This is a genomic window from Natronococcus sp. A-GB7, from assembly GCF_029688865.1.
In the GTDB taxonomy this organism is placed as follows: domain Archaea; phylum Halobacteriota; class Halobacteria; order Halobacteriales; family Natrialbaceae; genus Natronococcus.
On sequence record NZ_JARUKV010000005.1, the window covers coordinates 18,121 to 30,871 of the forward strand.

The 12,751-nt window shown below is 65.7% G+C and carries 9 protein-coding genes; 6 read left to right on the forward strand and 3 right to left on the reverse strand.

Going from position 1 to position 12,751, the window contains the following annotated elements; genetic code table 11:
• Nucleotides 1-55: 55 nt before the first annotated feature.
• Nucleotides 56-817, reverse strand: a complete 762-nt coding sequence (locus QA609_RS05880) for an acetoacetate decarboxylase family protein (RefSeq protein ID WP_278301652.1) — start codon at nucleotides 815-817, stop codon at nucleotides 56-58.
• Between the two features lie 91 nt (nucleotides 818-908).
• Between QA609_RS05880 and QA609_RS05885 the strand changes: the two genes are divergently transcribed.
• The 5 genes from QA609_RS05885 to QA609_RS05905 all read left to right on the forward strand — a co-directional run bounded on the left by QA609_RS05885 (nucleotide 909) and on the right by QA609_RS05905 (nucleotide 5,803).
• Nucleotides 909-1,619, forward strand: coding sequence for a DUF1405 domain-containing protein (locus QA609_RS05885; RefSeq protein ID WP_278301653.1), 711 nt, complete (start codon nucleotides 909-911; stop codon nucleotides 1,617-1,619).
• 533 nt (nucleotides 1,620-2,152) lie between these two features.
• Nucleotides 2,153-3,094, forward strand: coding sequence for an ABC transporter ATP-binding protein (locus QA609_RS05890; RefSeq protein WP_278301654.1), 942 nt, complete (start codon nucleotides 2,153-2,155; stop codon nucleotides 3,092-3,094).
• Nucleotides 3,091-3,873 (forward strand): ABC transporter permease subunit, encoded by a 783-nt coding sequence (locus tag QA609_RS05895; RefSeq protein ID WP_278301655.1) that lies wholly within the window; start codon nucleotides 3,091-3,093, stop codon nucleotides 3,871-3,873. Before QA609_RS05890 ends, QA609_RS05895 begins: the two co-directional genes overlap by 4 nt.
• Before the next feature lie 83 nt (nucleotides 3,874-3,956).
• Nucleotides 3,957-4,736 carry an ABC transporter permease subunit gene (locus tag QA609_RS05900; RefSeq protein ID WP_278301840.1) on the forward strand — a complete coding sequence of 260 codons (780 nt, stop codon included), beginning with the start codon at nucleotides 3,957-3,959 and terminating at the stop codon, nucleotides 4,734-4,736.
• Nucleotides 4,737-4,816: 80 nt separating this feature from the next.
• Nucleotides 4,817-5,803, forward strand: coding sequence for a hypothetical protein (locus QA609_RS05905; RefSeq protein WP_278301656.1), 987 nt, complete (start codon nucleotides 4,817-4,819; stop codon nucleotides 5,801-5,803).
• A gap of 494 nt (nucleotides 5,804-6,297) precedes the next feature.
• On the opposite strand, the gene QA609_RS05910 is transcribed toward QA609_RS05905, so the two are convergent.
• Nucleotides 6,298-9,021 (reverse strand): valine--tRNA ligase, encoded by a 2,724-nt coding sequence (locus tag QA609_RS05910; RefSeq protein ID WP_278301657.1) that lies wholly within the window; start codon nucleotides 9,019-9,021, stop codon nucleotides 6,298-6,300.
• A gap of 241 nt (nucleotides 9,022-9,262) precedes the next feature.
• The gene (locus QA609_RS05915; protein ID WP_278301658.1) at nucleotides 9,263-9,901 is read right to left on the reverse strand and encodes a hypothetical protein; all 639 of its coding nucleotides are present in this window, start codon (nucleotides 9,899-9,901) and stop codon (nucleotides 9,263-9,265) included.
• A gap of 203 nt (nucleotides 9,902-10,104) precedes the next feature.
• Here QA609_RS05915 and QA609_RS05920 point away from each other — a divergent pair, with 203 nt between their 5' ends.
• On the forward strand, nucleotides 10,105-12,732 hold the full coding sequence (locus tag QA609_RS05920; protein WP_278301659.1) for an MMPL family transporter: 2,628 nt from the start codon (nucleotides 10,105-10,107) through the stop codon (nucleotides 12,730-12,732).
• Nucleotides 12,733-12,751 lie beyond the last annotated feature (19 nt).

A 12,751-nucleotide genomic window follows, 5' to 3' on the forward strand; every position in this document is an offset into this window, starting at 1 on the left:
ACTTACGCGTGTCCTTTATCGAGTTAGGGTCCGACGCGTTCCTCGAGCTATCAGATCACGAAGGAGATACCGGTTCGCCCTGACCGAGTCGCGCCCGGACTCGAGAGCCGTACAGCCGAGCCAGCGGCCGTCGCCGGAGTCCGAGCTCCGACGCCAGCTCCGGCGCGACCTCGAGACTGGTTCCGACCGGCGGCCCGACCGAAACCTCGCCGTGAAGTCGCATCCGCGCTCGGACCAGTTCGCCGTCACGAACGGTGAAACTCGAGAGCTCCGTGCCGCGAAGCGACAGCCCCGTCCGGGGACGGGAGACCTCGAATTGGATCGCCTCCCCGCTTTCGTCGGGGTTGCCGACGACGGCGCGAAGCCCTCGCGGTCCGTCGGTCACCGTGATCTGGGCCCGTTCCTTGGGGTACCCCCAGAGTTCGCGGCCGAGCGCGACCGACGCGTCGGTCGTCACAGGCAGCCAGTGGACGTATCCGCCGAGCTCGCCGTCGAGCAACCGTGAGTGTAGTCGGCTCGTTTCGCTCCCGCGAATCGCAGGAACGATCACCGCGAACTCGTCGTAGGGATCGAGTTCAGCGTCGTGGCCGACTCGGTGGTACTGAATTCCGACGAGCGTGACGCAGCCGACGCGGGGAGCGATCGGCAGTGGCGAGAGCCCGTTAGGAAGGATCCCCTCGAGGCTCGCCCGACGGGCTGGCACGACGACTCCGCCGAGCGTACACGAGAGTTCGAGGGGTAGCGAAACCTCGTCTCCGGTCGAGAGCTGCCGTCGCTCTCGGCTGCGTCCGTCCGAATCGCCGGAGCGTGAGTCCATAGCCGTATCGACGACGGCGAGCGAAATAGTTCCGCGGCCGGTTCGGACGCAACCGCTACCGTTTTGCGGGTTCCGTTCGTCGCGCCGAACGATGACCGCGCCGACCGGCCTGCCTGACCGCGATACGCTGCCGAGCTACCTCGCTCCCGTCCCGAAGACGCTCGAGGATCTCGGGCTGCGGTTCGCGTGGCTCGTCGTCGCGATCAACCTCGCGGGCACCGCGTTCGGCTTCTGGTACTACTCGGCTCAGCTCGCCGCGACGCCGACGGTGATGTGGCCCTGGGTGCCCGACAGCCCGCTTGCAACGCTGTTTATCGCGCTCGCCATCGCCGCCTGGAAGCTGGGCCACGAACTGCCCTGGCTGACCGCGCTCGCGTTTTTCGGAAACATCGTGCTCGGGCTGTGGACGCCGTACACCTTACTGGTGTTCTACGAGACCTACGCCGCCCAGACCCACCCGCTGATGTACCAGTTCCTGTTCTGGAGCCACCTCGCGATGGTCGTCCAGGCGTTCGTCCTCCACCGGATCACCGACTTTCCCGTCTGGGGGATCACCGTCGCACTCGCCTGGTACACCAGCAATCTGATCGTCGACTACTTCATCCCGGTGTTCGAGGGCCCTCACGGCGTTCACCACACGACGATCCCCGTGGCGCAGGACGAACCGATGTTCCTCGGTGCCGATGCGCTGGGCGTCGTCGCGGCCGGCGAGACGACGTTCGTGCTGCTAGCGCTGTTTCTCGCGCTTGCGACCCGGGTCAAGAAGTGCGAACTCGTGTCGTCGGACCGACCACGGAACTGAGCGTTTCTCCTTGGGCTCGCGTGTCTCGAACCGATATTCGGTGTCGGCGTACTCGAGGACGTTTCTGTCGCAGCTCGTCCGTCGGTTTCGTTGCAGCGGTCGCGTCGACCCGATCGTCGTCGTCCGGACAGCCGATTCGTGCGACAGCCGGGCGATCCGAATCGGCATTCGTCGCTACTGCGAGTCCGTGCCTGCGATACCCGTTCCACCGAATGCGAGGAGGACGCTGTGCGAAACGGGGCGGCGAACCTCATACGTATCACAACTGCTACCATACGGGTTCGGGGAACTGAAACGCCGGTTCCGGGAGCCCGACCGATGTCCACCGGTGGCCTCGTGAGTATCGTCGTTCCGCTGTCAACGGTCACGTCGCACTACGACGAATTTCGCCGATGTCGTTCGGCGAGGTCGGCTCCATCACCGCAAGCAGAGAGTATCCGCTATCGTGAAAGCGTTTTATAAACGGATTCGGTGTCGAGCGTGTATAGCGATCATCGCGGTCGACCGCGAGTTCTCGACACGGGTGGGAAAGTATGTGTGCCCAGACCGAAACGCTCGACACCGAACCGGACCACGACGCGACGACGATCAGTCTGGACGGCCTCACCAAACGCTATGGCGACGTCACCGCTAACGACGCCGTCAGCTTCGACGTCGGGGCCGGCGAGATCTTCGGCTACCTCGGCCCGAACGGGGCAGGAAAGACGACGACGATTCGGCTGCTGCTTGGCCTTATCAAACCGACCTCGGGTTCCGCAGCGGTGCTGGGTGCAGATATTCGGGATCGACGGGCGCTCACCGCAGTGAAAGCCAACATCGGCTATCTTCCCGACTCGCTCGGCTTCGAGGAACGGCAGACCGGGCGCCAGGTGCTCGATTACTTCGCCCGGATGCGCGGCGACGAGCGCCGCGAGGAGTTACTCGAGCTGTTTCACCCGCCGCTCGACAAGCGCGTCGAAACGTACTCCCACGGGAACAAACGGATGCTCGGGATCGTCCAGGCGTTCATGCACGATCCGGATCTCGCGATCCTCGACGAACCGACGTCCGGACTCGACCCGCTCAAGCAGGATCGGATGCACGCGTTCCTCGAGGAGGAACGCGACGCCGGCAAGACGATTTTTTTCTCCTCGCACGTCCTCAGCGAAGTCCAACGCGTCTGCGATCGAGTCGGGATCATTCGGAACGGAGGACTGGTCGCGCTCGAGGACGTCGACGACCTGCTCAAACGCAGCGGCAAACGCGTTCGGGTGCAACTGGCAGAGCCGGTGGACGAATCGGCGTTCGTTACGTCGGAAATGATCGACGTCGAGATCATCGATGCCACGGTTCGGTTCACCTACACCGGCAAGCCCGCCGAATTGCTGGAGTATCTCGTCCAGTTTGCGGTCGAGGACGTCGACATCAGCGATCCACAGCTCGACGACATCTTCAAACACTACTACGGGGACGACTCCCCGTCGGGTGCGGGATGACGGCGATCCTGCGTGTCGAGTCGGCGAAACTGGTTCGCAGCTCGCTCGTCCTTACCGGGCTGTTCGCTCTCCTCTCGGCGTTTTTCTTCGTGGTGTTTCCGGCCTTCGCCGAGGAGGCGGCGCTCATCGAGGAGGCGTTTCCGGCGTTTCTCGCCGGCCTGCTCGGGATCGAGGAGTTGCATACCATCGAGGGGTTCGTCGGCGGCTATGTCTTCTCGGTCATCTGGGTCCTCTTTGCGGGAATCTACTTCGCCTACGCCGCTGGTGGACTGATCGCCGGAGACGTTCGTGCGCGCCGGATGGATCTGTTGCTCTCGAATCCGGTTTCACGCGAGTCGGTAGTGCTCCAGAAAGTCGCCGCGCTCTGGGTGCCGCTGGTCGCACTGAATATCGGCCTGTTCGTCGTCGTGTACGCCGCGGCAGCGGCGATCGGTGAGACGCTCGACCTCGTCTCGCTCGGGGTAGCACACCTCCTCACGGTTCCGTACCTGCTGGTCTGTGCCGGGATCGGCATCCTCTTTTCCGTCACTCTCGACCGCGTCGAGAGCGCGCAAGCCGGCGCGCTGGGACTCGTGTTCGTCCTCTGGTTGATCGAGGGGCTCTCGGAGACGGCGCCGGAGTACGACTGGATCGGGATCGCATCACCGAGTCGATACTACGATCCGTCTGCGATTCTCGTCCACGAAGAGTATGCGCTCGCGGACGCCGCAGTCCTCCTGGCGGCGTTTCTCGCACTGCTCGGGATCGCACTCTTCGTCTTCGTGCGGAGGGATATCTGATGGGATCGAAACCGGAATCCGACAGCTCGGACGCACGCCAGGCGGCGAAATCCGACACACGATCCGCGATCGACGGCGCCGCGATGGCCATCCTGCGCATCGAATCCGGCAAGCGCGTCCGCAGTTCCGTCGTGCTCGTGGTCGTCTTCGCCCTGCTTGCCGCGATGTACTTCGCGATGTTCCCGAGCATCCAGGAGGAGGCGGAACTGCTCGAGGACGCGTTCCCCGCGGTCTTCTTCGATATGTTCGGGATCGAAGCGCTGCACACCATCGAGGGATTCATCGCCGCGGAGATCTACTCGTTTTTCTGGATCGTCCTCGTCGGCATCTACTTCGCCTACGTCGGCGCCGGCATGATCGCGAAAGACGTCGACGAGCGGAAAATGGACCTCACGCTCTCCAATCCGGTCTCGCGTGAATCGGTGGTACTTCAGAAGATTGCCGCCCTCTGGCTCCCGCTGGTCGTGCTGAACGTGGGCGTCGGCGGGATCGTCCTCCTCGGCGGGATCATCATCGGAGAACCGCTCGATCCGGTTGCCGTCACGATGGTGCATCTGCTCTCGATCCCGTACCTGCTGGTCTGTGGCGCGATCGGGTTGCTCATCTCCGTCGTGATCGACCACGTCCGGACTGCCCGGGCAACCGCGCTGACCGTCGTCTTCGTCCTGTGGCTGGTCGAAGGTGTCTCCCGGTTGGACGAGGACTACGAGTGGATCGGTGCCGTCGGTCCGAGCCGGTACTACGACGAGACGGCGATCCTCGTTCGCGAGGAGTACGCGTTCGCCGACGCCGGGATCCTGCTGGCGGTGTTTCTCGTCCTGCTTGTCCTCGCCGTGTTGCTCTTTACGCGCCGCGACATCTGAGCGGTCGTCTCGATCGAACTGTCTCTCCGTCGGGAACGAGGACCCGACCTATATCGAACTCGCCGGCGTGGAGCACCCGCATGACGCCCAATCGACGGGACGTGCTGAAACTCGCAGGAACGACGGCAGCGATCGCGACGGTCGGACCGACGGGCGCCGCCACGGCCGCCGTACAGGACGACGAGCTGCCGGCGTACAGCCAGTGGCTCGCACCCGAGAACGCCACCCTCGAGTTCGCTTTCCTCGACTGGGCCGCCCTCGAGGAGTTCGTCGCGGACGAACTCGAGGCGGCCGAGCCCGGCGAGGAGGTTCCGGCGGAGTACGAGGCTGATCCGATGATCGCGCCCGTCTCGGAGGGGGCGCTCTCCACGTACTTCTTCGTCGGACTCGACCTCGCCCAGTACCGGCTCGGCAGGCTCCTCGACGACGACGAGGCGTTCGACTCGAGCGTCGAAGAACTGCTCCAGACCCCGGACGCGTTCGTCGCGATCGGAACGATCGATCCCGTGGAAATCGACACCCGAGTCACCGCCGACCCGGAGGCCGAGTTCATCAGACAGCTCGAACGAACCGACGAGATCGGCGGGTACGACGTCTACACGCCAGTCGGGGCGGACGACGCCGCGATCGCCGTCGGCGAGGACGCCCTCGCAGTCGCCTCCGAGGTCGAGGACCCGATCGCGACCCTCGAGACGGTCGTCGGCGCCGCCGAAGGCGACGTCGAGCGGGCGACCGACGAGAGCGAGGCGTTCGCGTGGACCCTCTCGAACGCGGGCGACGGCGACGCCGTCGTCGGCCAGTACGGGCCGGAAACGGGGAGCGACGGCCTCGTCGACTTCGGATACGAGGAACTCGAGGACGCCGAAAGCGTCGTCTCCGCACTCACCGTCGAGGACCTCGAAACGTCGACCGGCGAGTTCGCGGCGGTTATCGACGATCCCGACGAGGCCGCGCTCGAGGACCTTTTGGGTGCTTCCGGCGAGGATCAGTCGGTCGACGTCGACGGCGATCGAGTGACCGCGACGGCGACGTGGCGAGAAGAGGCCGTGACGGGTACCCGGGAGTAGTGAAGGGCCGGCGAGAACCGATCGATGTCACGGTGGCGCGCGCTGTCGGCCGTCCGAGCATCAGCGAGGGCGGCCGACGACGTTGTGCGAGGTCTTCGTGAACAGCGTGAACGAAGGCTTGTCAGAGCGCGCTCTGACAGTGGATGAGCGAACGAAGTGAGTGAATCGGTTGGGGAGGGTGTGGCGATTCACTGTTGCCAGTTTGAGGGGTCTGTCTATGGAAGACACTGAGTTACGTACAGGTGAACCAGGTATCACCGCCAGCATCCGCGAGTGAAGCGAGCGGTTCCCCGCCGAAGCGGGCGAAGCCCGCGGAGGCGGCTTTTTAGCGTAGATTTTTGCGCGAGTGGTTCCGCACGAAGCGCGGAATCCCGACGCGGAAAAAGGTACGTGGGCACTCTATACGTAACACATCGTTCGACCCGCGTTCGTCGTTCCGTGTCAAAAACAGACGCCGATCCGACGGATTGCGACCGAAATTCGAGTTCCGGCGCTTACTCGAGGATCACGATCGCCGAGTCGGTCTCGAGCATCTCGCCGTCACCGGAATACGTCCGCTCGAGGTCGATCTCGAACAGCTCGTCCTCGAGTTCCTCACCAGCAACGCGCAGGACGCCCTCGTCGTCGTCGATCTCGTACTCGCCGCTCTCGATGCCGGCGTCGATATCGCCGACTTTCGAGCCGTAGCGGGGCCCGAGCGTCGAGTAGTCAAGGTCGATCGAGGCGACCTCGGTGGTGATCTCCGGAGGCTCCTCGAGCACCTCGAGGTCCTGAACGTGCATCACGTTCTGAATCGCGTCCTCGAACCCTTCGACGGGGCCGTACACCGAGACGGCCTCGAGGTCGGCGTTCAGCGAGAGCTGGTTCTGGCTCTTGTAGCGGCGCAGCGCCGAGATAACCTCCATCGCGGTCTCACCGGCCTCGAGGTCGGCCTCGTACCCCTGCGGGGTGGGCCAGTCGCGGACGTGAATGCTCGTCTCCGCGAGGTCGGCGTCGCTGTCTCGCGGTTCGCTTCGCTCTCCGCTCGACGTATCCGAGGCGCGTAGCGCCTCGCTTCCCGCGTAGCGGGCCTGCCAGATCTCCTCCGTGACGTGGGGCAGGAACGGCGCCCACAGCTCGAGGAAGGTTCGGTGGGCGGTCCGCAGCGCGTACTGCGTCGAGGGGTTGTCCTCGCGTTCCTTGGCGATCTCGAGGTAGTCGTCGCAGAACGTGTTCCAGAAGAACGTCCGCAGGCGGTCGCGGGCCTTCGCGAACTCGTAGGCCTCGAGGTGGGCCGTCAGTTCCTCGACAGCGTCGTCGAGTTCGGCGAGCAGCCAGCGGTCGATCGCCTCGAGGTCGGCGGGCTCCTCGGGGTCAGCGGGCGCCAGATTGTCGACGAGCTTCGAGGCGTTCCAGAGCTTCCGTAGGAGCTTCTCGCCCGCGGTGAGGTCCTTCTCCTGGTAGGGGAAGTCGTCGCCGACCGCGGCGCTGGCCGCCCAGAACCGGACCGCGTCGACGGGGTACTCCGCGAGCACCTCGTCGGGGGCGACGACGTTGCCCCGCGATTTGGACATCTTTTCGCGGTTCTCGTCTAAGACGTGGCCATTGATCAGCGTCGCGTCGAAGGGAACCTCGCCGGTGTGTTCGTAGCACTTGACGATGGTGTGGAACAGCCAGAACGAGATGATGTCGTGGCCCTGCGGGCGCAGGTCGAACGGGTAGAGCTCCGGGTTGTCCATGGTGAACTCCTGGGCCCGTTCGTCCCAGTCCCAGCCCGCGTTGATCAGCGGCGTCAGCGAGGAGGTCGCCCAGGTGTCGAAGACGTCCTCCTCGGGATCGAACGTGTCGTTCCCGCACTCCGGACAGGTGTCGATCGGCGGCTCGTCCGAGAGCGGGTCGACGGGCAGGTCCTCCCGGCGGGCCATGACCTCGTGGTCGCACTCGCTGCAGTACCAGACCGGGAACGGGATCCCCGAGTCGCGCTGGCGCGAGATCAGCCAGTCCCACTCGAGGCCCTCGATCCAGTGCCGGTAGCGCGAGAACATCTTCTCGGGGTACCAGTCCATCTCCCGGCCGGCCTCGAGGTACTCCTCCTTGTGATCGAGGATCTCGACGTACCACTGCTTGGAGACGCGGTACTCGACGGGGGTGTCACAGCGCTCGTGGACCTGGACGGCGTGGCTGATCTCCCAGCGGTCCCGGAGGGCGCCGTCGTCCTCGAGGTCCTCGACGATGGCCTCACGGGCCTCTTCGGTAGAGAGCCCCTCGTAGTCGCCGGCCAGCTCGGTCATCGTCGCGGACTCGTCGATCGCCACTCTCAGGGGTAAGTCGTGGGCCTGGTACCACTCGATGTCGTTCTGATCGCCGAACGTACAGCACATCACGACGCCGCTTCCCTTCTCCATGTCGACGCGGTCGTCTGCGATGATCGGCACCTCGTGGCCGAAGATCGGAACGCGGGCGGTCTCGCCGACGAGATCCTGGTTCTCCTCGTCGTCGGGGTGGACGAAGACGGAGACGCAGGCCGGGATCAGTTCGGGTCGCGTCGTCGAAATGACGAACTCGTCGCGTGGCGGGTTCTCTCCCGCGAGTTCGAAGGCGATGTCGTTGAAGTGCGAGCCCCGCTCCTCGTCCTCCATCTCGACCTGCGAGATCGCCGTCTCGCACTCGGGACACCAGATCGCAGGGGCCTTCTTGCGGTACTCGCGGTCCTTCTCGTAGAGATCGAGGAAGGAGAGCTGCGAGACGCGCCGAACGCGGGGCTCGATCGTCTTGTAGGTGTGGCCCCAGTCGATCGAACAGCCCAGTCCCTGCATCTTGTCGGTGAACTCCGCCTCGTACTCCTCGCAGACCTCGCGACAGAGCTTCTGGAACTCGCGGCGCTCGTAGTCCTGGTGGCGGATGTCCAGTTCCTTTTCGGTCAGGCGCTCGCTGGCGATCCCGTTGTCGTCGTAGCCGAAGGGGAAGAGGACGTCGCCGTCGTACATCCGCTGGAACCGGGCCGCGAAGTCCTGGACCGTGTGGCCGTAGAGGTGGCCCATGTGGAGACTACCCGAGACCGTCGGCGGCGGCGTGTCGATCGCGTAGGTGGTGTTGGGATCCTGGCCGGGGTCGCCGTCGTAGGCGTACACCTCGCTGTCGACCCAGCGATCTTGCCAGCGGCGTTCGACGGCTTCGGGGTCGTAGCCGCCCTCGAGAGTCGGCTCCTCTCGCTCGCGGGTTTCGGGGTCCGTACTCATGCTCTCACCGCCCGAGGGGGGCGTCGTCGGTGCGTCGTCGTGGGGAGGATTCGATCGTACATACCGGTCGTTGTCGGTGAATGCTGGTCGGCTACAATACATCCGTCGATACGGGGTTGGCGTGTGGGGCTACGGGGCCCCTACAAAAACGACGTCGCGGAACGCGCCGGTTCCGACAGCGCGGATCATAATACTACTTCTCCGCGGGCGCTGTTAGGTGTTTCGCGTCGTTCGGGGCGGATCAGTCGGACAGCCGAATCACGGCTCGAGACGGCGTCGGTCGACGAAGCTCCCCCTCGAGATACGTCGCCAGTCGCTCGAGGAACTGGTCGTCGGCGTCCGCGTCGCCGCCGACGGCGAGCGCGATCCGGTCGTGCGTTCCGGGATCGTGTTCGCCCTGCATGACAAGCGAGAACAGCTCCCGAGGGGTGACGGGGTCGCCCGCCTCGAGGCGGGCGACGACTCCCTCGAGGGTCGATTCGACGCTGGTCTCGACCTCGAAGGTGACGTCGACGGAGACGTTCGCGCCGCGTCTCGAGGCAGCACAGGCCTCCTCGGAGTGACGGACGGCCGGTACCAGGACGTCCTCGAAATCGAGACCCTGCTCGTCGATGCCGATGTAGGCGAACGCGAGCATGGCCTTGAGTCCGTCCAGGGAGTCGGGATCGCTCGTCAGCTCCGCGAACACCTGTCGGCGATCCTTCGCGGAGAGCGTGTGGAGAAGCAGGTCGAAGTCCCGAACGGAGTCGATCACGCGCCGTCGAACGCGCGCCTCGGCGTTTCGCCGGGACTGCTCGTGACCGAGCTCACGTTCGCCAAGCAGGAACTCGCGGTCGGCCGGCGTGAGGATTCCGCGGTCGCGGTCGATATCGGTATTCATAATCGGATTTCGATTATACGACACCGGCTACCATCCGAACCGATATTAGCGCTTGGGTTCGAGAGGTGAGCATGCCTATCAGTGAACGGCGGAGCGTCGACGTTTCGGGCTCGCCCTCCCGATATTCGACGCCCTCCGAACGCGGACGAACCGCTCGAGAATCGCCCCACAGTACGTCGATAAACCGCTGGAGACGATAACGAATGGGCGGGTCGCTCGCCGATCGCTACGCCGACGCGATCGTCTCTCACAGTAAGCTGATCGTCCTGCTCGTGCTCGTTCTCACCGCCGTCGTCGCCGCTGGCGCCGCGATCGGCGAGAGCGAGGAGGGCGAGATCGGCCAGTTCGAGACCGACTCCGAGGAGACCGAGGCGCTCGAGGAGATCGACGAAACCTACGCGACCGACGATCGGGTCGTCGCACAGTTGGTCGTCCGGGATGAAGGCGGCGACGTACTTACGCGAGACTCGTTGCTCGAGGGGCTGTACCTCCAGCAGGACGTCCGCGAAAACGAGACGTTGAACGCGACGCTCGACGAGCAGGGCTTCGTCGCCCTCGAGAACGTCGTCGCGACGGGGGCGGTGTTCGAAGACCGTGCGGCCGAGACCGAGGGGCCGCCCGACACCAGCGAGCCCACCCTCGAGGAACAGATCGAGGCCCTCGAGGATCGCTCCGACGAAGAGGTCGAAGAGCTGCTCGCCGACGTGCTCGACCCCGACGCGGACAACCAGGGCGAGGACCCCTACGAGTTCCTCCCGAACGACTACGAGCCGGGTTCGACGACCGCCGAATCTCGGATCGCGTTCCTCTTCCAGGTCGACGAAAGCGGCGAGGACGAGGACCCCGAGGCCGCCTACGCGGCCCAGGTCGAGATCGACGGGCTCGTCGAGGATCGCTTCGACGACGCCTTCGTCTTCGGCCAGGGTGTCACCGACGAGGCCTCGAGCAACGCGGTCGGCGACAGCTTCGCGATCATCACACCCGTCGCGCTCGTACTCGTGTTGTTCGCGCTCGGAGTCGCCTACCGCGACGTCGCCGACGTGCTGGTCAGCCTGTTCGGCATCGGCGTCGTGATGGCCTGGCTCGCGGGTATCCTGGGGTGGCTCGAGATCCCGACGAGCCAGCTGCTGATCGCCGTCCCCTTCCTGCTGATCGGCCTGAGTATCGACTACTCGTTGCACGTCATCATGCGTTCACGGGAAGCGAGGGCGGGCGTTCTCGAGCGCGACGACCGCCGGCGGGCCGATTCGGTGCCGGTCGACGAGCCGGCCGCCGACGGGGGAAGCGACGGGCGAACGCCGCGAAACGGGATGCGCCTCGGGCTGGCCGGGGTCGTTCTCGCGCTCGCGGCCGCGACGTTCTCGACCGGGGTGGGCTTCCTCTCGAACGTCGTCAGCCCGCTGCCCGCGATTCAGGACTTCGCGATCCTCTCGGCGGGCGGGATCCTGGCGACGTTCGTCGCCTTCGCCGTCCTCGTCCCCGCGCTCAAGGTCGAGGTCGACGAGCTGCTCGAGGGACGGTTCGGGATCGATCGGCGGAAAGCGCCCTTCGGGCGGAGCGCGGGGCCCGTCAACCGCGCACTCTCTGGTGTCGTCTCGCTGGTCCAGCGCGCACCGCTTGCGGTCGTCGCCGTTGCACTCCTGCTCGCGATCGGCGGGGCCTACGGCGCCACGGGGATCGACACCGAGTTCAACGAGGCCGACTTCCTGCCCGAGGACGCTCCCGACTGGGCGAAGTCGCTGCCGGGGCCGCTGGCGCCCGACACGTACACGATCAGCGACGACGCCGCGTACCTGGGTGACAACTTCCAGGGACAGGGCGAGGGGAGCCAGTCTCAGATACTGATACGCGGGGACGTCACCGATCCCGCTACGCTCGCGGCGATCGAGAACGGAACCGCGGGAATCGGCGACGCCGAGCGCGGGACGATCACGGTCGGCCCCGGCGGCGAGCCCGCCGTCGAGAGCCCGGTCTCGGTCCTGCAGGATCTCGCCGCCGAGAACGAGGACGTCGCCGCGGCCCTCGAGGAACGCGACACGGACGGCGACGGGCTGCCCGACGAGGACCTCGCGGGACTGTACGACGTCCTCTACGAGGCCGACAAGGACGCGGCCGCCACCGTACTGCACCGCACCGACGAGGGTGAGTACGAAACCGCACGGATGCTCGTCGACGTCCGCGGCGACGCCTCTGCTCAGGCCGTCGCCGACGATACGCGCGCCCTCGCGAGCGTCATCGAGGCCGACGCACCCGTCTCGGCGATCGCCACCGGCGGTCCCGTGACGAACGCCGTCGTTCAGGACGCACTCCTCGAGACGCTCGTCCAGGCGTTTGCCGTCACGCTGGTCGTCATCCTCGTCTTCCTCACCGTCCTCTACTGGGTGCGCCACCGCGCGCTCACGCTCGGGGCGATCACGCTCGCGCCGGTGGTCGCCGCGCTAGCGTGGCTGCTCGGGGCGATGGCCCTGCTCGACGTCTCGTTTAACAGCGAGACGGCCGTCATCACGAGCCTCGCGATCGGGCTCGGGGTCGACTACAGCATCCACGTCGGCGAGCGGTTCCAGGACGAGTCGGCGCGCCAGGAGTCGCTCCGGGACGCCCTCGGCGCGACGATCACCGGCACCGGGGGCGCGCTGCTCGGCAGCGCGCTGACGACGGCGGCCGGCTTCGGCGTGCTCGCGCTCGCGCTGGCGCCACCGCTCCAGCGGTTCGGGCTCGTGACGGGGATGAGCATCGTCTTCGCCTTCATCGCCTGTCTCACCGTCCTCCCGTGTCTGCTCGTCGTTCGGGAACGCGTCCTCGAGCGCGTCGGATCGACGGAGTCGGCGTAAGTCGTCGGGCCGCTACCCG